Annotated in this window: 25 protein-coding genes and 1 pseudogene; 18 read left to right on the plus strand and 8 right to left on the minus strand. The window is 67.5% G+C overall.

Annotation, left to right across the window (positions count from 1 at the left end):
- Positions 1-223: 223 nt before the first annotated feature.
- From sapR to DIE15_RS02190, 13 genes are all read left to right on the plus strand, one after another.
- Positions 224-1,105 (plus strand): sap1 transcriptional regulator SapR, encoded by an 882-nt coding sequence (gene sapR / locus DIE15_RS02130; protein WP_124832254.1) that lies wholly within the window; start codon positions 224-226, stop codon positions 1,103-1,105.
- 17 nt (positions 1,106-1,122) lie between these two features.
- Entirely contained in the window at positions 1,123-1,686 is a 564-nt protein-coding gene (gene ddpX, locus DIE15_RS02135) for a D-alanyl-D-alanine dipeptidase (protein ID WP_124832255.1), read from the plus strand.
- A gap of 61 nt (positions 1,687-1,747) precedes the next feature.
- Positions 1,748-3,349 (plus strand): ABC transporter substrate-binding protein, encoded by a 1,602-nt coding sequence (locus tag DIE15_RS02140; RefSeq protein ID WP_124832256.1) that lies wholly within the window; start codon positions 1,748-1,750, stop codon positions 3,347-3,349.
- A gap of 10 nt (positions 3,350-3,359) precedes the next feature.
- Entirely contained in the window at positions 3,360-4,430 is a 1,071-nt protein-coding gene (locus DIE15_RS02145; RefSeq protein ID WP_057924926.1) for an ABC transporter permease, read from the plus strand.
- Between the two features lie 66 nt (positions 4,431-4,496).
- The gene (nikC, locus tag DIE15_RS02150; RefSeq protein ID WP_124832257.1) at positions 4,497-5,411 is read left to right on the plus strand and encodes a nickel transporter permease; all 915 of its coding nucleotides are present in this window, start codon (positions 4,497-4,499) and stop codon (positions 5,409-5,411) included.
- Position 5,412: 1 nt separating this feature from the next.
- Positions 5,413-6,327 (plus strand): ABC transporter ATP-binding protein, encoded by a 915-nt coding sequence (locus DIE15_RS02155; protein WP_124832258.1) that lies wholly within the window; start codon positions 5,413-5,415, stop codon positions 6,325-6,327.
- Positions 6,324-7,100, plus strand: a complete 777-nt coding sequence (locus tag DIE15_RS02160; protein ID WP_057924923.1) for an ABC transporter ATP-binding protein — start codon at positions 6,324-6,326, stop codon at positions 7,098-7,100. The genes DIE15_RS02155 and DIE15_RS02160 overlap by 4 nt, the downstream gene beginning before the upstream one ends.
- 404 nt (positions 7,101-7,504) lie before the next feature.
- Positions 7,505-8,056: a fimbrial protein gene (locus DIE15_RS02165; protein ID WP_057924922.1), complete on the plus strand. Its 552-nt coding sequence runs from the start codon at positions 7,505-7,507 to the stop codon at positions 8,054-8,056.
- A 110-nt stretch (positions 8,057-8,166) separates the two neighbouring features.
- Positions 8,167-8,907: a molecular chaperone gene (locus DIE15_RS02170; RefSeq protein WP_057924921.1), complete on the plus strand. Its 741-nt coding sequence runs from the start codon at positions 8,167-8,169 to the stop codon at positions 8,905-8,907.
- Between the two features lie 194 nt (positions 8,908-9,101).
- Positions 9,102-11,699 (plus strand): fimbria/pilus outer membrane usher protein, encoded by a 2,598-nt coding sequence (locus tag DIE15_RS02175; RefSeq protein ID WP_124832259.1) that lies wholly within the window; start codon positions 9,102-9,104, stop codon positions 11,697-11,699.
- A 9-nt stretch (positions 11,700-11,708) separates the two neighbouring features.
- Entirely contained in the window at positions 11,709-12,710 is a 1,002-nt protein-coding gene (locus tag DIE15_RS02180; protein WP_124832260.1) for a fimbrial protein, read from the plus strand.
- Positions 12,711-12,868: 158 nt separating this feature from the next.
- Positions 12,869-13,123 carry a GlsB/YeaQ/YmgE family stress response membrane protein gene (locus tag DIE15_RS02185; protein ID WP_057924918.1) on the plus strand — a complete coding sequence of 85 codons (255 nt, stop codon included), beginning with the start codon at positions 12,869-12,871 and terminating at the stop codon, positions 13,121-13,123.
- Between the two features lie 370 nt (positions 13,124-13,493).
- Positions 13,494-13,829 (plus strand): type 1 fimbrial protein, encoded by a 336-nt coding sequence (locus tag DIE15_RS02190; RefSeq protein WP_057924917.1) that lies wholly within the window; start codon positions 13,494-13,496, stop codon positions 13,827-13,829.
- 22 nt (positions 13,830-13,851) lie between these two features.
- Here DIE15_RS02190 and DIE15_RS02195 read toward each other — a convergent pair whose 3' ends face one another.
- The 4 genes from DIE15_RS02195 to DIE15_RS36840 all read right to left on the minus strand — a co-directional run bounded on the left by DIE15_RS02195 (position 13,852) and on the right by DIE15_RS36840 (position 17,200).
- The gene (locus DIE15_RS02195) at positions 13,852-14,724 is read right to left on the minus strand and encodes a LysR substrate-binding domain-containing protein (RefSeq protein WP_057925167.1); all 873 of its coding nucleotides are present in this window, start codon (positions 14,722-14,724) and stop codon (positions 13,852-13,854) included.
- A gap of 124 nt (positions 14,725-14,848) precedes the next feature.
- On the minus strand, positions 14,849-15,745 hold the full coding sequence (bla, locus tag DIE15_RS02200; RefSeq protein ID WP_124832261.1) for a class A beta-lactamase: 897 nt from the start codon (positions 15,743-15,745) through the stop codon (positions 14,849-14,851).
- 207 nt (positions 15,746-15,952) lie between these two features.
- On the minus strand, positions 15,953-16,792 hold the full coding sequence (locus DIE15_RS02205) for a peptidoglycan DD-metalloendopeptidase family protein (RefSeq protein ID WP_057924915.1): 840 nt from the start codon (positions 16,790-16,792) through the stop codon (positions 15,953-15,955).
- A gap of 267 nt (positions 16,793-17,059) precedes the next feature.
- Positions 17,060-17,200 (minus strand): hypothetical protein, encoded by a 141-nt coding sequence (locus tag DIE15_RS36840; RefSeq protein WP_160327437.1) that lies wholly within the window; start codon positions 17,198-17,200, stop codon positions 17,060-17,062.
- A 127-nt stretch (positions 17,201-17,327) separates the two neighbouring features.
- Between DIE15_RS36840 and DIE15_RS02210 the strand changes: the two genes are divergently transcribed.
- On the plus strand, positions 17,328-18,224 hold the full coding sequence (locus DIE15_RS02210; protein ID WP_057924914.1) for a LysR substrate-binding domain-containing protein: 897 nt from the start codon (positions 17,328-17,330) through the stop codon (positions 18,222-18,224).
- 53 nt (positions 18,225-18,277) lie between these two features.
- Positions 18,278-18,664: an ester cyclase gene (locus tag DIE15_RS02215; protein WP_124832262.1), complete on the plus strand. Its 387-nt coding sequence runs from the start codon at positions 18,278-18,280 to the stop codon at positions 18,662-18,664.
- 21 nt (positions 18,665-18,685) lie between these two features.
- On the opposite strand, the gene DIE15_RS02220 is transcribed toward DIE15_RS02215, so the two are convergent.
- Both DIE15_RS02220 and DIE15_RS37430 read right to left on the minus strand, forming a co-directional pair.
- Complete coding sequence (locus tag DIE15_RS02220) at positions 18,686-19,426, minus strand: sulfite exporter TauE/SafE family protein (protein ID WP_124832263.1); 741 nt, start codon at positions 19,424-19,426, stop codon at positions 18,686-18,688.
- 160 nt (positions 19,427-19,586) lie between these two features.
- Positions 19,587-19,815 (minus strand): annotated as a pseudogene (locus DIE15_RS37430) (aldo/keto reductase); the annotation flags it as partial.
- An 81-nt stretch (positions 19,816-19,896) separates the two neighbouring features.
- On the opposite strand from DIE15_RS37430, the gene DIE15_RS02230 reads away from it, so the two are divergent.
- Complete coding sequence (locus DIE15_RS02230; protein ID WP_057924911.1) at positions 19,897-20,811, plus strand: LysR family transcriptional regulator; 915 nt, start codon at positions 19,897-19,899, stop codon at positions 20,809-20,811.
- A gap of 47 nt (positions 20,812-20,858) precedes the next feature.
- Here DIE15_RS02230 and DIE15_RS02235 read toward each other — a convergent pair whose 3' ends face one another.
- On the minus strand, positions 20,859-22,013 hold the full coding sequence (locus DIE15_RS02235; RefSeq protein WP_124832264.1) for a porin: 1,155 nt from the start codon (positions 22,011-22,013) through the stop codon (positions 20,859-20,861).
- A 381-nt stretch (positions 22,014-22,394) separates the two neighbouring features.
- Between DIE15_RS02235 and DIE15_RS02245 the strand changes: the two genes are divergently transcribed.
- Both DIE15_RS02245 and DIE15_RS02250 read left to right on the plus strand, forming a co-directional pair.
- Positions 22,395-23,498, plus strand: coding sequence for an OpgC domain-containing protein (locus tag DIE15_RS02245; RefSeq protein ID WP_057925166.1), 1,104 nt, complete (start codon positions 22,395-22,397; stop codon positions 23,496-23,498).
- 61 nt (positions 23,499-23,559) lie between these two features.
- Positions 23,560-24,519: an esterase family protein gene (locus tag DIE15_RS02250; RefSeq protein ID WP_057924909.1), complete on the plus strand. Its 960-nt coding sequence runs from the start codon at positions 23,560-23,562 to the stop codon at positions 24,517-24,519.
- Positions 24,520-24,810: 291 nt separating this feature from the next.
- Here DIE15_RS02250 and DIE15_RS02255 read toward each other — a convergent pair whose 3' ends face one another.
- A complete protein-coding gene (locus DIE15_RS02255; RefSeq protein ID WP_124832265.1) occupies positions 24,811-26,025 on the minus strand; it encodes an NAD(P)/FAD-dependent oxidoreductase in 1,215 nt (404 codons plus the stop codon).
- Positions 26,026-26,133: the final 108 nt, after the last annotated feature.

The following is a 26,133-nucleotide window of genomic DNA, read 5'->3' on the forward strand; positions in this document are numbered from 1 at the left end:
CTGGCATACATAAACGCAAATTATTCCTGTCAGAGATATGCGCTGAATATGTCTGGCAGGAATAATTTGCCCGCTGCCGTACATAACCCCTCCTGTCGTTAGCGGAGCCTGCCCGACCCTATCACCCTGCCCCAACCATAGTTTTTATCTGCTGGCGCGAATGATTTTGGCTTTGTTAGATGGATGACACCAAATCATCAGATGACAAACATCTAACAGCTCGATGACCTGCGCGTTCGCCCATACCGTCGAATCCCGCTTTGCCGAACTGACGCCGACCGCGAAGCGCATCGCGAGCTACATGCTCGCGAACCTCGACCGGCTCGGGCTCGAGACGGCCGACCAGATCGCGCAGCAGGCCGGCACCAGCGGCATCTCGGTCGGACGCTTCCTGCGCAGCGTCGGCTACCAGAACCTCGACGACCTGAAACGCGAGCTGCGCGGCGGCAGCGACCGCCCGTGGATGATCACCGATCGCCTCGACGAATACCGCCGCACCGCAGCCGCACCCACGACCGCCGACGACGGCAACCGCAGCGACGGCACGCTGGCATCGTCGCTCGATCGCGAACTCGACGCGATCCGCCACGTGTACCGGCTCGCGGAAGAGCCGGTGTTCGCTCAGGTCGCGGACCGGATCGCGCATGCCGACGCCGTGTTCATCCTCGGTATCCAGTCGACCCGCGGCATCAGCAATGCGTTCAGCAGTTATCTCGAATACCTGCGCCCGCGCGTGTTCTATTCCGACGGCCAGTCGGGCTCGTACGTCGATTCGCTGAATTCCGAGTTCGAGCGGCCGTACTGCATCGTCACCGATACGCGCGCCTATTCGCGTAGCGCGCGCCGCTATTGCCAGGCGGCCGCCGAGCGCGGCCAGCCGTTCGCGCTGGTCACCGATCTCTATTGCCCGTGGGCGCGCGAATGGCCGGCCGACCTGCTGCAGGTGAAGACCGACGTCGGTCAGTTCTGGGATTCGCTCGCGCCGCTCACCTGCCTGTTCAACCTGTTGATCACCGCCGTGGTCGACCGCCTCGGTCCCGCGATCGACCGGCGCGTCGCGCGCAACCGCGAGCTGCAGCGCACATTCGACCAATTCGAATCCTGAGCGAACCCGAACCGCCGATGAACCGTCACCGCCTCGTCGAAATCACGCCCGCCACGCATCGCGTCGAGATCGACCTCGTCTACGCGACCGAGCGCAACCTGACCGGCAAGCCGATCTACCGGCGCGCGCACTGCCTGCTGCTCGAGCCGGCCGAAGCCGCGCTGCGTCGCGCGGTCGACGTCGCCGCGCAGGCCGGCTTCACGCTGCGCATCTACGATGCGTACCGGCCGCCGCAGGCGCAGCAGGTGCTGTGGGATTTCCTGCCCGATCCGAACTTCGTCGCCGATCTCGGCCGCGGCTCGAACCACAGCCGCGGCACCGCGCTCGACCTGACGCTCGTCGGCGCGAACGGCGAGCCGCTCGACATGGGCACCGGTTTCGACGAGATGGTGGCCGCGTCGGGCCACTTCCACGCGGGGCTGCGCGAAGCCGTGCAACGCAACCGGCTGCTGCTGCTCGGCGTGATGCATGCGGCCGGCTTCGCGCATATCGACAGCGAGTGGTGGCACTACGAGCTGCCCGGTTCGCGCGCGCTGCCGCAGATCGACAACGCGGCGAGCGGCCCGTGGCGCCTGATATAACGATGCACGTTCCCCTCACCGTTCACGTTCAACGACTTCAACGACAGATGGAGAAGCGCCCATGAAACCCCTGACCTCCCGGCTCGTCGCGGCGCTCGCCGCCGCGTCCGTCCTCGCCGCCGTTCCGCTTCGCGCCGCACACGCGGAGACGCCGAAGGACATGTTCGTGATGGCCACGCTGCTCGACGAATTCACGACGCTCGATCCCGGCGAGATCTACGAGCTGGTGCCGGAGGAATACGTCGCGAACACATACGACCGGCTCGTGCGCGTCGACCTGCGCGATCCGTCGAAATTCAACGGCGATGTCGCGCAGTCGTGGACGGTGAGCCCCGACGGGCTGACCTATACGTTCAAGCTGCGCTCGGGTCTCAAGTTCCACTCGGGCAACCCGCTGACGGCCGACGACGTCGCGTGGTCGATCCAGCGCGCGGTGCTGCTCGACAAGGGTCCGGCCGCCGTGCTGACCGGCATCGGCCTCACGAAGGCGAACGTCGCGGCGAACGTGAAGAAGCTCGACGACCAGACGGTGTCGATCACGACCGACCACAAGTACGCGCCGACCTTCGTGCTGAACGTGCTCGGCTCCTGGCCCGCGTCGGTGGTCGACAAGAAGCTGCTGCTGTCGCACCAGCAGGGCAACGATTTCGGCAACGCATGGCTGAAGACCAACGAGGCCGGCTCGGGCGCCTACAAGCTGGTCAAGTGGAGCGCCGGCGACAGCATCGTGCTGCAGCGCTTCGACGGCTACCGGCTGCCGCTCGCGATGAAGCGCATCGTGCTGCGCCATGTGCCCGAAGCGGCAAGCCAGCGGCTGCTGCTGGAAAACGGCGACGTCGACGCGGCGCGCGACCTGAGCCCCGACGATCTCGCGTCGGTCGTGAAATCCGGCAAGGCGAAGGTCGCGGCATCGCCGCAGGCGACGCTGCTGTATCTCGGCCTGAACACGAAGAACCCGACGCTCGCGAAGCCCGACGTGCAGGAAGCGCTGAAGTGGCTGGTCGACTATTCCGGTATCCAGGCCAACGTCGTGAAGACGACCTACAAGGTGCACCAGACCTTCCTGCCGGAAGGCTTCCTCGGCACGCTGAATTCGAACCCGTACAAGCTCGACGTCGCGAAGGCGAAGGCGCTGCTCGCGAAGGCCGGCGTGCCGAACGGCTTCTCGGTGACGATGGACGTGCGCAACGACTATCCGTACACGGAGATCGCGCAGGCCGTGCAGGCGAACTTCGCGCAAGCCGGCGTCAAGGTGCAGCTGATCCCCGGCGACAACAAGCAGACGCTCGCGAAATACCGCGCGCGCCAGCACGACATCTACATCGGCGAATGGTCGGCGGACTACATCGACCCGCACAGCAACGCGCAGGGTTTTGCATGGAACCCCGACAACTCCGACAAGTCGAGCTATAAAATGCTGGCCTGGCGCAACAGCTGGGACATTCCGCAACTGACGAAGGAAACCGACGCCGCACTCGCCGAGCCGACCGCCGCGCAACGCGCGCAACGGTATCAGGCGATGCAGAAGGCGCTGCTCGCGCGCTCGCCGTTCGTGATCATGTTCGAGAAAGTCGCGCAGGTCGCGACGCGGCCCGGCGTGAGCGGGCTCGAAGTCGGGCCGATCAACGATCTCGTGTCGTACCGTAACCTGAAGAAGCAATAAGATTCGCCGCATGTCGACTCCCGCCTCCTCCCTCGAAGCACTGCGCACGCTGTCCGCGCGGCACCCGGCCGTGCGCTGGGCGCTGCGCGTGCTGCGCTGGGCGCTCACGCTCGCCGTCACGTTCGCGGGGCTGCTCGCGCTGACGTTCGTGATCGGCCGCAAGGTGCCGATCGATCCCGTGCTCGCGATCCTCGGCGATCGCGCGTCGGCCGAGGCGTACGCGGCCGAGCGCATCGCGCTCGGTCTCGACAAGCCGCTCGTCACGCAATTCCTGATCTACGCGCGCGACGTGCTGCACGGCAATCTCGGCATGTCGCTGCTGACGTCGAACCCGGTGCTCGACGACATCCGGCGCGTATTCCCCGCCACGCTCGAACTCGCGACGATCGCGACCTTGATCGGCATCGCGATCGGCGTGCCGCTCGGCGTCGCGGCCGCGGTGAAGCACAACCGGCCGATCGACCACATCGCGCGCTTCGTCGGCCTGATCGGCAATTCGGTGCCGGTGTTCTGGCTCGGGCTGATGGGGCTGCTGCTGTTCTATGCGCGGCTGCACTGGGTCGGCGGCCCCGGCCGGCTCGATCCCGTGTACGACGGCATGGTCGACCCGCGCACGGGCAGCCTGCTGATCGACGCGGCACTCGCGGGCGAGTGGGACGTGTTCCGCAACGCGGTGTCGCACATCGCGCTGCCGGCCGCGATCCTCGGCTACTACTCGGTCGCGTACCTGAGCCGGATGACGCGCTCGTTCATGCTCGACCAGCTGAGCCAGGAATACATCGTCACCGCGCGCGCGAAGGGCCTGTCCGAGCGCCGCGTGATCTGGCGGCATGCGTTCGGCAACATCGCCGTGCCGCTCCTGACCGTGATCGCGCTCACGTACAGCAATCTGCTCGAAGGCTCGGTGCTGACCGAGATCGTGTTCGCGTGGCCGGGGCTCGGCTCGTACCTGACGGGCGCGCTGCTGAACGCCGACATGAATGCGGTACTCGGCGCGACGCTCGTGATCGGCGCGATGTTCATCACCGTCAACCTGCTGACCGACGCGCTGTACCGCGTGTTCGATCCGCGTGCGCGCTGAGGGCCGCATCGACATGACCGCTTCCATCGTGCTTCTTTCCCCGTCCATGCCGAAGGCCGTCCGACCATGAATGCCGAGCGTCTCACGCTGCGCGCGTGGCTTCTTTCCGACGCGCCCGCGTCGCGCTCGCAGGCCGCGTTCGGCCTCGCGTACCGCCGCTGGCGCCGCTTCGCGGTCAATCCGCTCAACCTGTTCGGGCTCGCGATCCTGGTCGCGCTGATCGTCGTCGCGATCCTCGGCCCGCTGATCATGCCGCACGATCCGCTGCACCAGGTGCTGCCCGACCGACTGCTGCCGCCCGGCTCGCCGTCGCACTGGCTCGGCACCGACCAGCTCGGGCGCGACATCCTCTCGCGAATGATCGCCGGCTCGCGGCTCACGCTCGGCATCGCGGTCCTCGTCGTCGTGATCGTCGTGCCGATCGGCCTCATGATCGGCACGACGGCCGGCTATTGCGGCGGCTTCGTCGACAGCGTGCTGATGCGCATCACCGACATCGCGCTCGCGTTCCCGAAGATCGTGCTCGCGCTCGCGTTCGCGGCCGCGCTCGGGCCCGGCGTGATCAACGCGGTGGTCGCGATCTCGATCACCGCGTGGCCCGCGTATGCGCGGCTCGCGCGTGCGGAGACGATCCGCATCGCGCAGGCCGACTACATCCATGCGGCGCGGCTGCAAGGGGCGTCGGGCCCGCGGATCCTGCTGCGCTACATCGTGCCGCTGTGCATGTCGTCGGTGATCGTGCGCGCGACGCTCGACATGGCCGGCATCATCCTGACCGTCGCGGGGCTGGGTTTCCTCGGCCTCGGCGCGCAGCCGCCGAGCCCCGAATGGGGTTTCATGGTCGCGTCCGGTCGCAACGTGCTGCTCGACGCGTGGTGGGTCGCGACGCTGCCCGGCATCGCGATCCTGCTCGTCAGCCTCGCGTTCAACCTGCTCGGCGACGGGCTGCGCGACGTCTTCGATCCGCGTCATGGAGCGTGACATGTCACTGAATTCCGTCAACGCACCCGCGCCGCTCTGCGAGATCGACGGCCTGAAAATCGGCTTTCGCGGGCACGACGGTGTCGTCACCGACGCGGTGCGCGACCTGTCGCTGACGCTTGCGCCCGGCGAACGGCTCGGCATCGTCGGCGAATCGGGTTCCGGCAAGTCGCTGACGGGCCGCGCGCTGCTCGGCCTGCTGCCCGAAGCCGCGCACTGCTCGGCCCGCACGATGCGCTTCGCGGGCCACGACCTGCTCGCGATGTCGGCGCGCGAGCGCCGGCACCTGTGCGGCAGCCAGATGGGGATGATCCTGCAGGATCCGAAGTATTCGCTGAACCCGGTAATGACCGTCGCGAAGCAGATGGGCGAAGCGTTCCGGCTGCACGAACCGGGGTTGCGCGGCCGCGCGCTGCGCGAGCGGATCGTCGATGCGCTCGCGGCCGTGCAGATCCGCGATCCGGCGCGCGTCGCCGATGCGTATCCGCACGAGCTGTCGGGCGGCATGGGCCAGCGCGTGATGATCGCGATGATGGTGTCGACCGGCCCGCGCCTGCTGATCGCCGACGAACCGACCTCCGCGCTCGACGTCGCGGTGTCGATGCAGGTGCTGGCGGTGCTCGATGCGATGATCGCGCGGCACGGCACGGGCCTGATGTTCATCAGCCACGACCTGCCGCTCGTGATGTCGTTCTGCGATCGCGTCGCGGTGATGTATGCGGGCCGCGTCGTCGAAACCTGCGCCGCGCGCGACCTGCGCGATGCGACGCATCCATACACGCGCGGGCTGCTCGCGGCGAATCCGCCGCTCGCGAACCCGCCCGACGAACTGCCCGTGCTGCGGCGCGATCCGGCGTGGCTGAATGCCGCTTCGCCCGCGCGATCCCCGAATGAACCTCAGGAGGCCGCACGATGATCGACGTCGATCACGCCTCGATCCGTTTTCCGACCCGCACGGGCCATGTCGACGCCGTGCGCGATGCGAGCTTCGCGGTACGCGACGGCGAAGTGTTCGGACTCGTCGGCGAATCGGGCTCCGGAAAGTCGACGCTGCTGCGCGCGCTGACCGGCCTCGTGCCGCTCGCGGGCGGCAGCCTGTCGATCGACGGACGGCCGGTCGGCGGCACGCCTGATCGCGCATTCCGCCGCCAGGTGCAAATGGTGTTCCAGGATCCGTACGCGTCGCTGCATCCGCGCTTCACGGTCGACCAGACGCTGCGCGAGCCGCTGTCGATCCACAAGATCGACGACGCCGACGCGCGCATCGCCCGCGCGCTGTCCGAGGTCGGGCTCGGCCCGGCGTTCCGCTTCCGCTATCCGCACCAGTTGTCGGGCGGCCAGCGCCAGCGTGTCGCGATCGCGCGCGCGCTGATCGTCGAGCCGCGCGTGCTGCTGCTCGACGAGCCGACCTCCGCGCTCGACGTGTCGGTGCAGGCGGAGATCCTGAACCTGCTGCGGCGCCTGCATCGCGAACGCAACCTGACGATGATCCTCGTGAGCCACAACCTCGCGGTGATCGGCTTCCTGTGCCAGCGCGTCGCGGTGATGCAGCATGGCGAGATCGTCGAACAGCTGCGGATCGAGGACGTGCGCGCCGGACAGGTCGCACGCGATTACACGCGCACGCTGCTGCGTGCGACCGAGGGCTATCGCCGCCTCGGCCCGGCAATCGACACGCCCGCGGCCTGACGCGCGGCGCGCATGATATTGAGGCCGCGCGCTCGCGCGAGCCTTCCCGGCATGACGTGATTGCGCCGCACGGCACACCGCACGTCCTCGCCCGCCACCCGCCCGATATTTCAATTCCCGTCCGCTTCGAATAGCGCGACCGATACAGCCGCGCCGATCGATTTCCGATGACGGGGCCGAATCGCATGCCGTTCATCAGCGGCCCCCACGCCGCTGCCCGCCTGAATGCCGATCCCGGCAAATAACAAATTTAGTACTTGTCTCATTAGAAAAATATAACGCTTCGTACTAGTCGCATTACAAATTCATTACATGACCGCCATAATTTCAACCGAAACGCGCCATTCGAATATTTAAATTCAATTTGCGCTTTCTAAAACCGACGTTTATCTGGAGATTTAAATATGAGCATCATCAAGCGCAGCGCCATTCCGTTCCTGCTCGTCGCCGCGAGCGCGGCCGTTTCGTCCGCGGCCTACGCGGCTGACGGCACCATCGACTTCCGCGGCAACGTTATCGCGTCGACGTGCAGCGTCGAAGGCGGTTCGGATCTCACCGTCCCGCTGCCGCCGGTCAGCACCACGGCACTCGCCGATGTCGGCTCCGTCGCCGGTCGCAGCGCGTTCTCGCTGGCGCTCACGGGCTGCGCGGTCGGCGATGGAAATCCGGTGAAGGTCGGCGTCATGTTCGAAAACGGCACGAACGTCGATCAGTCGAGCGGCCGACTGACGGTCGACACGGGCGCCAAGGCCGCCGAAGGTGTCCAGATCAACGTGCTGGATTCGCAACAGAAGCTGATTCCGGTTGGCGCGCAAACCGGCGCGAGCACCGAGATGGCCGCGATCGATGCCGACGGCAAGGCGAAGCTGAACTACTTCGCCGAGTACTACGCCGCGGGCGCCGTGAAGGCCGGGGACGTCAGTTCGCGTGTCGAGTACTCGCTGATCTACCAGTAAGGACGAGGCATGGAGGTTGCCGCTCCGGCAGTCTCCACGCGTCACGCCGTGCGGCGCGGAATCCGTCGATCCGCCCGCTCCCTGCCCCCACGATCCGAGTCCGCACGCCCATGAAACTGTTGAAGCTCTTCCGTACGCTGACCCTCGCCGTCGCCGCCTTCGCGTCGCAAGCCGACGCGAGCGTCGTGATCGCCGGCACGCGCGTCATCTTCCCGTCCAGCGAGCGCGAGGTCACGATCCAGCTCACGAACGACAGCAAGCGTCCGGCGCTGGTGCAGGCCTGGCTCGACGATGGCGACAGCCGCGCGCTGCCCGAGAACATCGACGTGCCGTTCACGCTGACGCCGTCGGTCTTCCGGATGGAAGCCGGCAACGGCCAGGCGCTGCGTCTCGTGCACACCGGCGAACCGCTTCCCGCCGATCGGGAATCGCTGTTCTGGCTGAACGTGCTCGAAGTGCCGCCGAAGGCGTCCGTGGCAGAAGACCGCAACCGCATCCAGCTGGCGTTCCGCTCGCGCATCAAGATCATGTATCGCCCCGCCGGGCTGGCCGGTAATGTCGACGACGCTCCCATGCAGCTCGACTGGCGCGTGGTTCGTGTCGACGGCGGCTACGCGCTCGAAGCCAGCAATCCGACGCCGTTCGTCGTCAATTTCGGCAACGTGCTGCTGAAGTCGGCCGGCCGCAAGCATGACGCGGGCATGGGCTACGTGCTGCCGCGCGGCACGCAACGGTTCCCGATCAAGGATCTCGCCGGCGCGCCCGCCGCGGGTGCAACCGTCGAATTCGGCAGCATCAACGACTGGGGGCGTGCGACCGACATCGAACGTCCGGTCAGCGTCGAACCGTAACGCGACCGACGCCGGCAGCACGCATCCACGACGCGCCGGGCGCGCCGCCTCTTTCGTCCGACGCCACTTCGGCCGTCCCGGTCAGCCCGGACAGACAACCCGGATTTGCCACTCACCGCCGCAGCGCAGCGCGTCCGCACGCCTGCGCCGGCGAAACGCGCCCGCTCGCCCCGAAACTTTCTGGAGTATTGCGCATGACCCCGACTCGACTGCCGCACCGCGGCGCGGCCGACTTGCCGCGCGTCAAGCCGATCCACCTGCTGGTGGCGGCCTGTGTCGCCGCGTGGTCCGCCGATGGCCGCGCGACGACACCGGCTGCCGCCGAACGCTCGCTCGCGCAAGTCGAGTTCGACGGCGCATTCATGCAGAATCGCCTGGGCAGGGATTTCGACGTGTCGCGCTTCGCCCGGCGCAACGTGACGGCCGCTGGCGTGTATACCGCCGACGTGCATGTCGGTCCCGACTGGATCGGCCGCTACGACGTGCGCTTCGTGGCCGCGCCGGATTCGGGCGACGCGCGTCCGTGCTTCGACCGCACGCTGCTCGAGCGTGTCGGCGTCGATTTCGGCAAGCTCGCGCCGGACGTCGTCGCGCGACTGGACGGCAACGACGCATGCCTGCGAATCGAGGAAGTCGTGCCGGGCGCCAGTGCGGCATTCGACTTCACGCGACAGACGCTGAGGCTGTCGATCCCGCAGGCGTCGCTCGCGCGCAAGGCACGCGGCTACGTGAGCCCCGATCAATGGACCTCCGGCGAAACCGTCGGTCTGCTCGGCTACAACTTCAACCTCTACACGTCGAAGGCCAGCGGCCACACCGCGCAAACGCAAGGCTATCTCGGCCTGAACGGCGGCGTGAATATCGGCAACTGGCGCTTTCGCCACGAAGGCTCCTATTCATGGTCGTCGCGCGGCGAGAGCCGGTACCAGGGCCTCGCGACCTATCTGCAGCGCGACCTGCCGTCGCTGTCGTCGCAACTCGTCATCGGCGAAAGCTACACGTCGGGCGAATTGTTCGACTCGACGCCGTTCCGCGGCGTGCGCCTGTCGACGGACGACCGGATGCTGCCCGACTCGCTGCGCGGTTATGCGCCGGTGGTGCGCGGCATCGCGAACAGCAACGCGAAGGTAACGGTCCGCCAGAACGACGTCACGATCTACGAGACGACGGTCGCGCCCGGCAATTTCGAAATCGACGACCTGTACCCGACCGGGTACGGCGGCGACTTGCAGGTATCGGTCGAGGAGGCCGACGGCTCCGTGCACACGTTCTCCGTGCCCTACGCCGCCGTGCCGATGTCGCTGCGGCCCGGCATCGGCCGCTACAGCTTCGTCGCGGGCACGCTGCGCAATCCTCGCGGCTCGAGCCAGCCGCTGTTCACGCAGGCCACCTACCAGCGCGGCCTGACCAACCTGCTGACGGGCTATGGCGGCGTCACACTCGCCGGCGGCTACGCGTCGGCGATGCTGGGCGGCGCGTTCAACACGTCGTTCGGCGCGTTCGGCGCGGACGTCACGCATGCGCTGACCGCAATCCCCGGCGCGAAGCGCTACAGCGGTTCGAGCGTGCGCGTCAGCTATGCGAAGTCGGTCGATGCGACCGGCACCGACATCGCACTCGCCGCGTATCGTTATTCGACGGACGGCTATTTCGGCCTCGACGACGCGATGCAGGCACGCGACGCCGCGCGCAACGACCGCTCGACCCACGCGGTCTGGCGTCAGCGCCATCGCGCGTCGCTCGTGCTCACGCAGCGCCTCGGCGCGACCGGCGGACGCATCAATGCCACGGCATCGGCCGTCAACTACTGGAACCGGCCCGGCTCGGACATCAACTACTCGGTCGGCTATACGAACCAGTTCCGCAACGTGTCCTACAGCCTGACGGCCACGCGGCAGCGCAATGCCGGCGGCGACATGAGCACGCTCTATTACGCCAGCGTCACGATCCCGTTCGGCCGCGAACGCCCGATGACCGTCTCGGGCAACGTGTCGCGCGACACGCTTGGCCGCACGCGCTTGCAGTCGACGCTGTCCGGATCGCTCGGCGACGACCACGCGCTGTCGTACAGCGTCAGCGCGAACCACGCGTCCGGACCGAACGCGGTCACGGACGGCAGCGGCAACGTCACGTACCGTACGCGCGTGGCCGAAGTCAACGCCAGCGCGGGCGCGAGCACGGATTTCCAGCAGGGCTCGCTCGGCGTGCGCGGCGCGCTGGTTGCACACCGCGGCGGCATCACATTCTCACAGCCGGTATCCGAGACGTTCGCGATCGTCGAGGCGCCGGGCGCGGCCGGCGCGCGCATCACGAACGCGGCGGGCGTCAAGGTCGACGGCAACGGCTATGCGGTCGTGCCGTACCTGACGCCATACAGCCTCAATACGATCGCGCTCGATCCGAAGGGCATTTCGATGGACGTCGAACTGAAGGAAACCAGCAGGCAGATCGCGCCGCGCGCCGGCGCGGTGCCGCTGATCCGGTTCGCGACCGACACCGGCCGCGCGGCGCTCGTTCAGGCGCGCCAGGCAGACGGCACGCCGCTGCCGTTCGGTGCCGCCGTGCACGACGAGAACGGCAAGGAAGTCGGCGTCGTCGGCCAGGCGAGCAAGATCTTCGCGCGCGGGCTCGCCGATAGCGGCTCGCTGACGGTTCAATGGGGCGCCGATTCCCGCTCGATCTGCCGAATCGCATATGACCTGCCCCTCGCGGAACATCGCCGGCAATCGTCGGGCATCCGGACCGTGAAGAGTATTTGCCAGCCCGACTCGACGACCGCCGACATTCAGTAAGGAATCCCTATGTCCCACTTTCGCCAATCGTCCGCATTGACCCGAGTCACGATCCCGGCAGGCACGGCGCGCAGGCGCAATGCACGTCGCTGCCTTGTCCGCCGCCCGTTTCGCCCGATCGCAGTCGCTGCGTCGCTTCTGCTCGCATGCTCAACCGGCGCGGCCGCGGCCGCAAGCTCCCTCTATGCGTTCGGGCAGGCAACCATTTCCAGCCCCGCGAACGCCGCGACCGGCACGGTCGTCGCGCGTCATTACTTCACGCCGCAGGACGTTTGCGGCGCGAGCACCTGCCAGATCACGAGCATCAAGATGTATCCGAAAGGCAGCGTGTGGACGTCCGACGGCCCCGATCTGGAAACCAACGTGTCGGGCCTGTCCACGCGCATGGTCGTCGACGGCAAGGTCGCCGTCTCGTCAACGAAGGCGACCTTGCGCAACACGCTCGAAGTCGTACTGTTTCGCGACAGCCGGCAGCCGCAGGACGGGTCGCTCAATGCCGGCACGCTCAGCGCCTACTACACCATCTACTACAAGTCCGGTCTCCTCGGCGCGTCGAACCCGGTCTTTCTTGCCGCGCAGGTCAGTTTCATCAACGGAACGTGCTCGATTCCCGACCAGACCGTCACGCTGCCGCCCGTGCAGCATCGCGTGTTCAACGGCGTCGGTTCGACCGCCGGCGCGACGGATTTCCAGGTGCAGTTGAACAACTGCCCGGCCGGCTACAACCGGATCGGCTATCAACTGGCTCCGCTGGACGACGTCGTCACCGGCACGCCCGGCGGAATGCAATTGCGCCCGGATGCCACGGCCAGCGGCATCGGCATCCAGATCGCCGACGCAGCGACCGGCCAGCCGCTGCCGCTCGGGAAGTCGCACACGGTGACGGGCTACAACCGGGCCACCGGCGGATCGTCGACGATCCGGCTCCGCGCGTCCTACCTGCAAACGGGCGCGAAAGTCGGCGGCGGTTCGGTTCATGCCGCGGCGCAGGTCCTGCTCGACTATCAATGAATGACGTCGGCGCACCTCGTCGCGACCTGACATTCGCGTGACGTGGCGGCGTGCGATACTCGGCACGCCGCGCGCCGGTTCGCCGCCGCATGGAACCCCGGCGCGCCGCGCGAGTCCATTCCTTTCGTCAACAGCTCAACAGCAATAGGGAGGCGTTCATGCTGCAATTCATCGAAACCCTGGTCGTCGGGCTCATCGTCGGCCTCCTCGCCCGCGCACTGAAGCCGGGCGACGACAAGATGGGCATCCTGATGACGGTCGTTCTCGGCGTCGTCGGCTCGCTCGTCGCGGGCTACGTCGGCCGCGCCGCCGGCTGGTATGCACCGGGCCAGGGAGCAGGCTGGATCGCGTCGATCATCGGCGCGATCGTGCTGCTCGTGATCGTCGGCGCGGTGCGCAAGCGCGCGGGGTAATCGCGCTGCCGCAAGCACGCCGCGCAAGAACGGCCGCTCGTCACACGAGCGGCCGTTTTTTCATGCGCGCGGCTTCGTCAGCGCATCGCCCTGTCGAGCCGTTGATTGCGCAACGACTCGCAGCAACGGCCAGCAGCGGCCGGCCGTGCCTCCGTCGAGCTTACGACATCGGCATTACCCTGACTTGCTATCTCGCAAATCCGGCCTAAATTGATTCTGGAAAGACCGCGTTATTTGCTTATATCCAATAATTACGATTATCCATTCAAGGGATTCGATGGAATTGCCGTTTACGCATACAGCATCGCAGCGTTGACGGACTGCCATTCGAGCGGCCCCGCTGCGACGCGCTTCCTCTCTGGAGCCTGTCATGAAGCATCGCCTGTTCGCCGCCTCGTTCGTTCTGGCTGCCTCGCTTCTGGCGCCGTCCCCATCATTTGCCGCCGGCACATCCGGCATCATCCACTTCACCGGCATGATCGTCGAACCGCCGTGCTCGTTCGCGCTCGACACGGCCGACGCCGCGCATGCGCGCGTGCGCCCCGACTGCCCGCGCCCGGCAAGCGGGCAAGTCGCGTTCGTCGACGCGGCCAGCCTGCGCACGATCAAGACCACGACCTTTACGCAGGCCTCGCGCGCAATCGTTTTACCCGACCGTCCGGGCAACGCACATGCGCCGATGATCGCCGTCGTGACGTACCAGTAAGGCCCACGGCCGGCCTCGCGCGTCAGTCGCGATGGCTGGCGATCCAGTCGCTGAACGCGCGGATCTTCTGCTGGCTGCCGATGTTCTCGGGATAGACGAAGAAATAACGGGCGCCGGTCTCGAGCACGATGTCGAACGGCCGTTCGAGCCGGCGCGCGCTGACGTCGTCGTCGACGAGCGTCACGTCGCCGATCGCGACGCCGAAGCCCTGCATCGCCGCGTTCGTCGCGAGATCGAGCGTGTCGAAGGTCGGCCCGCGCTCCGCATCGACGGTGCGCTCGCCCGCATGATCGAGCCACGCGCGCCAGTCGCGATGGTCGCGCGTCGGATGCAGCAGCGTATGGCGCGCGAGATCGCCGACCGCATCGAGCGGCGCGGCCTGCCGCAGCTCGGGTGCGCATACCGGCGTCAACCGCTCGTCGAACAGCGGCACCGCGAATACACCCGCGCCCGGCGACGTGCCGTAGACGATCGCCGCATCGAACGGCTCGGTCGAGAAATCGACGACGTGCTGCCACACGGTCGTGATCTGCACGTGGAGATCGGGATGCTCGCCCTGGAAGCGCATGATGCGCGGCAGCATCCAGCGCATCACGCAGGTCGGCACCTTCAACGCGAGATCGGTGCGCTGCCGCGTGAGCTTCATCGAGATGTCCTCGATCCGCGCGAAGCTCTCGTTGACCACCGGCAGCAATTGCTCGCCCTCCGCCGTCAGCGTAAGGCCCTTCGCGTGCCGCTTGAACAACGGAAAACCGTAGTGTGCCTCGAGCGTCTGGATCTGCCGGCTCACCGCGCCCTGCGTGAGGCACAGCTGCTCGGCCGCACGCGTGAAGCTGCGGTGGCGGGCCACCGTCGAGAAGATCTGCAGCGCGTGCAGGGGCGGAAGTCGGCGCATGACGAAGCGGGTAAACGGATCGACCGCGCCGAAGGACGGCGCGGCAAGACCGCGCGCCGACACCGGCGCGCGCTGACCGACACGATAAGCCAAACGCCGGCTTTGCGCGAGATGCGCCGAACGCTCAGGCCGTTGCGGCAAGCGCGCCCGTCGCGATGCGCGCCGCCGACGCGACGACGTCCGCGCGGGCAGCCGCATCGGCACGCGGCTGCGTGAACGACACGGCCAGCACGATCGGCGCACGCGACGGCGGCCACAGCACCGCGACGTCGGTCGTCGTGCCATAGCCGCCGGTGCCGGTTTTGTCGGCGATGCGCCAGCCGGGCGGCACGCCGGCCGCGATCCCGGTCGCGCCGCGCGCGCCGGTCATCCACTCGGTGAGCTGCGCACGCTGCGGTTCGCGCAGCGTGTCGCCCAGAAGCAGCCGCTGCAGCGTGTCGACCATCGCAACCGGTGTCGACGTATCGCGCACATCGCCGGGCGCGGCCTGGTTCAGCTCGGGTTCCCAGCGGTCGAGCCGGAACGCGGTGTCGCCGCTTTCGTGCGCGAACGACGTGACGGCCTGCGGGCCGCCGAGCACGCCCATCAGCAGGTTTCCCGCACCCTTGTCGCCGGCCTGCAGCACCGCCGCGCACAGCTGCGCGATCGTCATCCCCGTGTCGACATGGCTTTCCGTGACCGGCGAGCCGGCCACGACTTCATAACGGCGATACAGGATGCGGCGCGGCAGCAGCGACGCGTCGAGCGAACCGCGCGCGAGTATCGCGGCGGCAGCGACGACCGCATAGGTGCCGCACAGCGGGAAGCGTTCGCGCGCGTGATGCGCGATGCGCGTGCCGTTCGACGTATCGAGTGCGGCGACGCCGAGCCGGCCGTTCGATGCTTTTTCGAGCGCGGCGAGTTCGGCCTGCGCGGCATGGGCGCGCTTCTGGTCGGCGACCGGCGCCGACGAGCATGCGGCGACGAACGGCGCGGCGACGGCAGCGAGCAACAGCGAGCGGCGTGTCGGAGAGTGTTCCATGGATGTGTGGTGTTCTGTCGGAAGCGGTGGCACGGAGCAACGCACGCGCGCATCGGCGATGCACGCGCGTTCACGCCGACGGCCGGCTCGCGACGGCCTACGCCGCGCATCCCCGAAGACGTCCGTCGGCCCCGCAGCGGCGGGACTCGCATGAACATCCCCTAGCGTAGCAGCGACCGCTGCCGCGTTCCAGCGGCGTGGCCCGCTTCAGCCCTGCGACGAAGGCAGGTACGGCATCGGATTGACGGGCTTGCCGTCGCGCCGCACTTCGAACAGCAGCGCGACACGCGAGTTGTCGAGGTCGCCCATCTCCGCGATCTCGTCGCCCTGACGCACGATGTCGCCGGTCTTCACGAGCAGCTTGCGGTTGTGCGCATACGCGGTCAGGAAATCCGCGTTGTGCTGGACGATGATCAGGCTGCCGTAATCGTTCAGGCCCGTGCCCGCATACATCACGCGGCCGTCGGCCGCCGCGCGGACCGGGTCGCCCGACCGGCCGGCGATCTGGATGCCGCGGTTCTGCCCCGGCCGGAACGCGTCGACGATCCTGCCTTGCGCGGGCCACGTGAGCGACACCGCGCCCGCATGCCGCTTGGTTTCCTGCACGACCTGCCGGTCGCTCGCCGTCGACGCGCTTGCCTGCGCGGCACCCGTCGAATTGTTCGCGGCGACCTGCGTGCCGACGTTCGCAGTCCGCGCCTGCAACGGCTGCTGCCGGACGATGCGCAGCACCTGCCCCATGCGCAGCGGGCCGCGCGCGTCGAGCTTGTTCCAGGTGCGCAGGTCGGCGACGCTGCAGTCGTTCGCGGACGCGATGCCCGTCAGCGTGTCGCCGCGTTTCACCACGTACTTCTGCGCGACGAGAATCGGTGCCGGCGGCGGCGCCGCGGGCGTGACCGCCGGCGCGGCGGCGGGCTGGCCCGACGGCGATCCCGCCAGCGTGTCGCTCGGCGGAACGGACTGCGTGCCGGCACAACCGGCCATGACGAGCACGGCAGCCAGGGCAGACAGCCACGCCGACTTGCGGCAAATCTCGCGCTGCTTCATGGACGATCGACTCCGGTTTGACAATCTTTCAAGCATCTCAAAAACGGAACGGCCAACGTGTAACCGGATGCAAACAATGATGACAAACGATCACGAACCGGGCGCCGGCAGATACTTGTCACCGGTAATACGATCGAAACCGGAAAAACTTGACGGTTTTTCGGGCACGATGCGGAATAAATTTCCCATTTCGCCATTATTTCGAATGGCTTTCAATTCTCGCATCGCCGCGTCGCGCGGCCGAAGCGCCCTGCACCGGCCGCCCGCTCAACGCAGCCAGTCGACCAGCTCCGCGCACGCCCACGCGACGCCGATGCACAGGAACAGCAGGTGCAACGCGATCTTGAACGACACGCCCCACGACGAATCGACCCGCATGACGGTCTCCCCCGGTTGATATGCGGCCATGATCCGGCCTCGATCCCGCCCCGAAAATGCGGAACCGGCGAACGGGGCCTCAAGCGCAGCCTGAGACCGGCGCGGCGGTTCCTGCTAACTTATCGGCCATTCCAATCCTTACGCGCCCCAACCGACCATGCGCTTCGACCTGACCGACCTGCGGCTCTTCCTGAACATCTGCGAAGCCGGCACGATCACGAGCGGCGCCGAGCGGACCCATATCACGCTGCAGGCGGCAAGCGAGCGCATCCGTGGGATGGAGGACGAGCTCGGCGTGCCGCTGCTGCACCGGACCAAGTCGGGCACGCAGGTGACCGAGGCGGGCCGGGCGCTCGAGCACCACGCGCGCACGGTGCTGCAGCAGATCGACCACATGCGCGGCGAACTGCAGCAATACGGCCAGGGGCTGCGCGGGCATATCCGGCTGCTGTGCAACACGGCGTCGCTCAGCGAATACCTGCCCGACGCGCTCGCCGCGTATCTGCCGCATCATCCGAAACTGTCGATCAGCGTCGAGGAGCGCTCGAGCCAGGAAATCGTGCATGCGATCCGCAACAAGACGGCCGAGGTCGGCATCGTCGCCGATTCGGTCGGGCTGGGCGGGCTCGAACAGAAGCCGTTCCGCGAGGACTGGCTGATCGCGGTCGTGCCGGTCGGGCATCCGCTCGCCGCGCGCGAGAAGGTTGCGTTCGACGAAATCGCCGATGCGGATTTCATCGGGCTGACCGACGGCAGCGCGCTGCAGGTCCATCTCGCGGATCAGGCGCGTGCGCTCGGCAAGCGGATTCGCTACCGTGTGCAGTTGAAGAGTTTCGATGCGATCTGCCGCGTGATCGAAAGCGGCGTGGGGATCGGCATCGTGTCGCGCCACGCGGCCGAACGCGCGCAGCAGACGATGGACGTGCGGCTCGTCGAGCTGTCCGACGCGTGGAGTCACCGCAAGCTAACGCTCTGCGCGCGATCGTTCGACGCGCTGCCGAAATACACGCAGGCGTTCGTGTCGTACCTGTCGGGTGAAACGCCGCCACGCTGAACGTCGCGCACCATCCGGAACACCCGGTCGATACACGAGGAGACACCGCAGCCATGACCGAACCCGACCTCGCCGCACGCTACCGCGCCTACATCGACTGCCTGAACCGACAGGACTGGCCGGCACTCGGCCGGTACGTCGCCGACAACGTGATCCACAACGACCGGCCGCTTGGCCTCGCCGGTTATCACGCGATGCTGGAGCAGGATTTCCGCGACATCCCGGATCTCCGTTTCGACATCCGGCTGCTCGTATGCGAACCGCCGCGCGTCGCATGCCGGCTTCGCTTCGCCTGTGCGCCGAAAGGGACGTTCATGGGGCTCGCCGTGGACGGCACGCGCGTCACGTTCGCCGAGAACGTGTTCTACGAATTTCACGACGGCAGGATCCGGCAGGTCTGGTCGGTGATCGACAAGGCTGCGATCGAAGCGCAGTTGTAACGGTGCCGGCCGTCACGGCGCTTACCGCAGCCCCGTCACGGCCATGTACGCACCGAGCGCGATCATCCCGACGAAGAAGCAGCGCTTGAATGCCTTTTCGCTCATCACGCGCCGCGCGTATTGCCCGCCGACCATCCCGGCGAGCGCCGGCACGAGCGCCAGCACCGATACGCCGAGATCGACCGTCTGCAGCGCGCCCGTCACGTGCAACTGCAGACCGAGCGCGATCGTCGACGCGGTAAACGACAGCCCGAGCGCCTGGATCAGGTCGTCCTTCGACAGGCGCAGCGCCTGCAGGTACGGCACGGCCGGCACGACGAACACGCCGGTCGCGGCCGTCACGACGCCCGTCAGGTAGCCGACCACGGCCGACAGCCATTTTTCGTGACGCCCCGGCGCGGGCAGCCGCGCGGCGGCAAGTCCCCAGCAGCCGTATGCGACCAGCACGACGCCGAGTGCCGCATGGGTCCACGCGCTGCCGGCCGCGAGCGCGGGCAGCCCGCCCGTCAACGTGCCGATCGCCAGCCCGGCGAGCAGCGGCCACAGACGCCGCAGCAGCAGTCCGAACGACGGGCCGAGCCACAACTGCCAGACATTGGTGATGAACGACGGCACGAGCAGCAGGCTCGCGGCGGCCGATGGCGGCATCGCAAGCGTCAGCAGCCCCATCGCGATCGTCGGCAGCCCGAGGCCGATCATGCCCTTGACCGCGCCGGCCAGCAGAAAGACCAGCACGATGATCGTCAGCGTATGAATTTGCATGGCAGGCGTTCCGTCCGGTTGAATACGGCGCCGATGGTGAACCTCCGTCACGCCGCCCGCCATCTGGTTTTGCCTGAGGCTGGCTCGGGCTCGTCCGGCCGGCCTCGCCACCTCGTGATCCCGCCATGCTCGGCGCCTGAATGCACAGGCGCCATGTGCCGCCCCGTCCCTGCTCGCTGTCGAAGTGTGCCATTTCGGCGAGCGGATAACGCTCGTCGATAGCCACCCCGGCGGGAACCGCCGCTTCGATGTGAGCAAGGTCATTGACCGTTAGTTGCGATTTAACGACCCGCAGCGCGTCCTGGCGCTGGGTGCGCGTTGCGAGCGCCGATCGGCGGCACGATGTCGTCGCCGCATGACGACAGCACCGACGCGATCGCGGCGCGCGATCAACGCGAAACACCCACCCAAATCATTCGACGCTGATCAACAATGGTGGCTGTCCCGATCCGCCCACGCTCCCGCCCCGCATGGACCATCTGCATGCAATGCGCATCTTTGCGCGCGTCGCCCACCTCGGCAGCTTCACGAAAGCGGCCGAGCAGTTGCAATTGCCGCGCCCGACGGTCAGCAATGCCGTCCAGTATCTGGAGAAACACCTGGGGGTACGCCTGCTGCAGCGGACCACCCGGCGCGTCGCGCTGACCACCGAGGGCGCGACTTACTACGAGCGCTGCACGCGGCTGCTGGCCGATCTCGACGATGCCGAGACGCTGTTCGACGCCGCCGCCGCTGCCGCGCCGCGCGGCGTGATCCGCGTCGACCTGCCCGAGCGCTTCGCGCTGAACGAGGTGATTCCGGCGCTGCAGGATTTCCACGCACGCTATCCCGACCTGCGCGTGGTACTCGGCACGACCGACCGCTTCGTCGACCTCGTCGCCGACGGGATCGATTGCGCGGTGCGGGTCGGCGCGCTGTCGGACACGTCGCTGGTCGCGCGGCGCATTGGCGAACTGGCGCAGATCAACTGCGCGTCGCCCGTGTATCTCGCGCGGCACGGCACGCCGCGCTCGCCGGACGACCTGCCCGACCATGTCGCGGTCGGCTATTTCTCGAGCCGCACGGGCCGCGAACTGGACTGGGAATATGCGGACATGGATTCGGGCGCGCTGCAGACCGTGAAGATGCGCAGCATCGTCGCGGTGAACAGCTCGCAAGCGTATCTCGCGTGCTGTCTCGCGGGCCTCGGGTTGATCCAGGCGCCGCGCGAAGGGCTCGCACCGCTGCTCGAGGACGGCTCGCTGGTCGAGGTGCTGCCGGAATGGCATGCGCAGCCGCTGCCGGTGTCGGTCGTGTTTCCGAACAGCCGGCATCTGGCGCCGCGCGTGCGGATCTTCGTCGACTGGCTCGCGCAAACGCTCGGCGACACGCACCGGGCGGAATGACGGCAGCCGACGCCGGGGCGCTCAGGCTCCGGCGCGGTGACGCGCGATCAGAACTTGTGGCGGATCGCGGCGCGCACCGCGAACTGGTTCGACGACGACGACGGGCCGTCCGTCCCGACCACGTAGCCGCCGTCGGCCGCAGTGCCCGTCTTGTCGCCGGCGACCTTCTGCCATGCGCCCTGCAGATAGACGTCGGTGCGCTTGGACAGGCTGTAGTCCGCCATCAGCCCGACGGTATGGTATTTCGGCTTGAACGAACCGGTCGCGGCGTCGAACTTGCCGTCCGTGTACACGTACTGCGCGCCGAGATAGAAGTCGGGCGTGAGCTGGTACTTGCCGTTGATCTCGAAGTTCTGGAACTTGGTCGCAGTCAGCCCGAGGCCGTTGAACGTCGACGCCGGCAGGTAGACCGTCGACACCGGGTTCTTCACGTCGGTCTTCGTATAGACGAAGCCGACCGTCGCCGGGCCGAACGTATAGTTGATGCCGCCGCCGAAGATGCGCAGGCGATCGGCGACGAAATTCGCGTCGTCGGCCGCGATCGCGCCCGCGCTGCCGACGCCCGGGCTGTTCGCCTGCAGATAGGCGGCCGCGACCTGCAGCCCGGCGAGCGAATACTGCGCGCCGATGCTGTACTGGCGGTTGGTCGAGAAGCCCGTGCTGTTGCTGAAGCTGTAGGTGCCGCCGAACGACAGCCCGTTCCAGTCGGGGCTCGCGTACTTGACCGTGTTGTTGACGCGGAACGAGTTGTCCGTGTTGTCGTTGTCGAACGGATGCGAGAACAGCGTGCCGCCCCAGTTGCCGTTCGCGGTCAGCGGCGCGAGATAGTCGACGACGGAATCGTACTGGCGGCCGAAGGTCAGCGTGCCGAAACGCGACGCGCTCAGCCCGACGAACGCCTGGCGGCCGAACATCCGGCCGCCCTGATTGAGCCGGCCGTTGTTCACGTCGAAACCGTTTTCCAGCGTGAAGATCGCCTTCAGCCCGCCGCCCAGGTCCTCGCTGCCCTTCAGGCCCCAGCGGCTGCCCTGTGCATAGCCGCTCGCGAGTTGGTAATTCGCTTTTCCGACCCCATTCACGTTCACGTTGTTCGTGTAGTTGAAGCCCTCGTCGATCAGGCCGTACAGCGTCACACTGTCCTGCGCGAAAGCCGGCGCGGCGAAGGCTGCCAGCGCGGCGGCAAAAATGACGTGCTTCTTCATGACGGATCTCCGGAGCCGGTTGCCGGACAGGCGTTGCGCCCGGCGATTGTTTGGTCTGTTTTATAGGCGTGGCCCGCAGGGCGGACTGCGCGGTGTGCGGCCGCGAGGACAAAATGGTGTCACGTCGCAAAGCGCCCGTCCATCGGGGCATGGAGCCGGCGCACAAAGCGTTGCGCTCGTCCAACTGCCCCGCTCGGCCGATTGCCTGATCAGGCTTGACGGCAACGGCTGGCCAGCCTGCCATCCGCGTAAACCCGGGCGGCGTCGCATCGGTGGCACAATGCGCATCCGTTCGTCATTTCTTCGCGAAGTCATGCTTCACCCCGATTCATGCGCGGCGGGTGCCTGCCGCGCACGCGGCGCGCGCCGGGAGGCGGCCCGATGACCGCCGCAGCCCGAGCCGGCCGCTACGCCGAGCTCGACTTCTTCCGCGGCCTCGTGTTGCTTGTGATCGTCGTCGACCACATCGGCGGCAGCATCCTGTCGCGCGTGACGCTGCATGCGTACGCGCTATGCGATGCGGCCGAGGTGTTCGTGTTCCTCGGCGGCTTCGCGACCGCCATCGCGTACAACTCGCTCGCCGAACGGCACGACGAGGCCGCCGCGCGCCAGCGTTTCATTCGCCGTGCCTTCGAGATCTACCGTGCCTTCCTCGTGACGGCCGGCCTGATGCTGTTGATCACCGCCGTGCTGAACGCGTTCTCGATCGACGGTCCGAACATGCCGACCAACGATCTCGACGGCCTGCTCCACAAGCCGCTCGCGGCGCTGCGCGACATCCTGCTGTTCCGCCGCCAGCCGTATCTCGCGTCGGTGCTGCCGATGTATGCGTTCTTCGCGCTGCTCGTCCCGCTCGCGCTGCCGCTCGCGCGCACGCAGCCGTGGCTGATGCTCGCGTTCAGCGGCTCGCTCTGGTACGCGGCGCCGCACATCGCGCGCTTCCTGCCGACTGTCGGCGGCGCACCGTGGGACTTCAACCCGTTCGCGTGGCAGTTCCTGTTCGTGCTCGGCGTGATCGCGCGCTGCCAGCCGGTCTACCAGACGCTCGCGCCGAAGCCGCAGGGCTGGCTGCTGACGGCCGCGTCGCTCGCGATCGTCGCGGCCGGCGCGTACTACCGGCTGCGCATCGAACCGTTCCCGACCGATCCGTCGATCAAGCAGAACCTCGGCGCACTGCGGCTCGCGAACTTCCTCGCGATCGCGTGGCTCGCGGCCAAGCTCGTGCACCTCGGGTGGATGAAGAAGGTCGCGCATGCGATGCCCTGGATCGGCACGATCGGTCGCCAGGGGCTGCTGTGCTTCGTCGCCGGGACCGGCATCTCGCTCGCGGTCGACTCGCTGCTTTACCAGGCGACCGAAGGCTATCTAAACGTGCCGCTCGGCCTGACCGCCGACGTCGTCGCGATGGGGCTGCTGTATCTCGTCGCGAAACTCTACGCGCCGCTGGTGTCGCGGCTGCCGTTCCCGTTCCGTTCGCGGCAATGACGTGCCGCGCCGTCATGCGCCGCTGCTACGATAGCGGGCGCCTTTCCTGAAACGATTCGCCATGCGCCGACTCGCCCTTTCGTTCGCCGCCGCCCTGCTCGCCGGCTGCCTCGCCACCGCCCACGCCACGCCAGGCGGGCCCGCGGTTTCGCCGGCGTCGTCCGCGCCCGCGACCGCGACCGCGATCGTCCCGCCCGCAACGCTCGCCACGCCCGTGCCGGCCGCCCAGGAGCCGCCGGTCAACCCCGGCAGCAGCGTCGTGTTGCGCGCGTTCCGTTCGGCGTCGCTGAAGCGCGACTGGTCCTACACGGTCTACCTGCCGCCCGGCTACAACCCGGAAGGCGCGCGCTATCCGGTGTTGTACCTGCTGCACGGCAATGCCGGCAACGCGAACGACTGGGTCACGCAGGGCCGGCTGCAGGCCACGGCCGACACGCTGATCGAGCGCCACGAGATCCCGCCCGTCGTGATCGTGATGCCGCAAGGCGGCACCGACTGGTACGTCGATCGCAAGGAGAAAATGCAGAGCGCGTTCCTGAACGACCTGCTGCCGGAAGTCGAAGCGCACTTCGCGGTGTCGAACCAGCGCGCGGGCCGCGCGATCGGCGGCGTATCGATGGGCGGCTTCGGCGCACTGCGTTTCTCGCTGCTCGAACCGGGCCTGTTCTGCGGCGCGATGCTGCTGAGCCCGGCGATCTACGCGAACGAGCCGCCGCTCAATTCCGCCGCGCGCTATGTGGGCGTGTTCGGCGACCGGCAGTTCGATCCGCGCGTGTGGCACGAACTCAACTACCCGACGCTGATGCGCGGCTATTTCGCGCGCAACTGGCGCGTGCCGATGTTCATCGCGGTCGGCGACGACGACCTGACGATCCAGGCGGAATCCAGCGTGCTGTACACGCACCTGCGCCGCGCGCAGAACCCGGCCGAGCTGCGCATCGTCGACGGCGGGCATACGTGGGAAGTGTGGCGCGGGCTGCTCGGGCAAGGGTTGAAGTACGCGCTGGAGTGCGTGAAGTAACGAAAGTGCATGACGCGTCAGGCATCCGCTCACTGGCTGCCCGACGCATCAGACTCCGCTTCGCCGCGGCACACTGCGCGTATCGCGCGCTCGCACCGGATCACGCATATCGGTCACGGCTTCGCGACATCGAGCAGGTCAAGCGCGATGCACAACGGATGCCTGACTAAGCGTGATGGCCATACCGGCCGACCGGCCGGCACAAGCGCGGCCAGCATTCCCGACGACCGGCCACGCGACTGCCGCGCCGAAGCCCGACGCACTACCGCGGTTCGCACCGCACCTTTCCGCTCAAAGCCACGTACCGCCCTGCCGCTCGTTCGGCTCGTCGGCAAGCGCGTCGAAATCATGGATCCAGTCCAGGTGATGCAGCACGCTGTCGCGCTCGCCGAGACGCGCATTGCGCGCCTGCGCGGCCGGCCCATCGGGTAGATGCAGCACGTCGGCTGCGGTGATCGACGCATACTGCACCTTGCGCGTGCGGCCGCGCCGCAGCCGCTCGTACGCCTCCTGCGCCTCGCGCCAGTTGCCCGCCCCGGCCTTCGCGAGTTGCGCGGCCAGCACCATTGCATCCTCGATCGACTGATTCGCGCCCTGCCCGTGATGCGGCACCAGCGCGTGCGCGGCGTCGCCGATCAGCGTCACGCGCCCGCGGCTCCAGCGGCCGAGCGGCGGCCGGTGGAACAGCCCCCAGCGCTGGCTGATCGGCACCGCCGTGATCATCTGCACCACCGCCGGATGCCAGTCCTTGAACAGCCGCAGCTGCTCGCCTTCTTGCGCCGGCATGACCCAGTCGCGCGACTGCCACGGCGACGGATGACGCTCGACCAGCAGGAAGTTCTGGTCGCCGTTGTCGCCGATCGGATAGTGCAGCAGATGGCCGTGCGGCCCGACCCAGAATTGAATGGTCTCGGGATCGGGCAGCAGGTCCATCCGCCCGGCAGGCACCACACCGCGAAAGCCCGAGCAACCCGAATACAGCACGTCGTCGTAGCCGAGCATCCAGCGCCGCGTGATCGAACGCGCGCCGTCCGCGCCGATCACGAGATCGGCGTCGACGCGCTCGCCGTTCGCGAAGCTCAGCGTGACGCGATCCGGATGCTGCGCGAGATCGACCAATCGATGGCCGAGATGAATCTGCTCGGCACCGACCGCCTTCGACAGGATCGCCTGCAGGTCCGCGCGGTGCACGCCCCAGTACGAGCCGCCGAACTGCCGGCGATAGTCGGGCTCGCCGCGATGATGGCCGATCACCGCGCCGCTGCGCCCGTCGCGATAGACGAGACCCGGAATCTCCGCGCACACCGCGTCGAAAGCCGGACGCAATCCCATCCGTTCGTAGAAGCGCGTCGCATTGGCCGACAGCGCGACGGCCGCCCCCACCTCGCGCAGCACGTCGGTCTGCTCGTACAGCTGCGCGTCGATGCCCTGCTCGCGCAATGCGAGCGCCAGCGTCAGGCCGCCGATGCCGGCACCGACGATCGCGATCCTCAGATTCGTCTGCATGATGAACGTGTCTCCGATATTCAGATAATGAGTCGTTGAGGCCACGGCGCGCGTGACCTGTCCGGCACGCCTGTCGAATGCAGGCGCCGTATCGGTATTGTCAGCAGC

Origin of the sequence: Burkholderia sp. Bp9031 (assembly GCF_003857965.1) — a bacterium.
GTDB classification, from domain to species: Bacteria; Pseudomonadota; Gammaproteobacteria; order Burkholderiales; family Burkholderiaceae; genus Burkholderia; species Burkholderia ambifaria_A.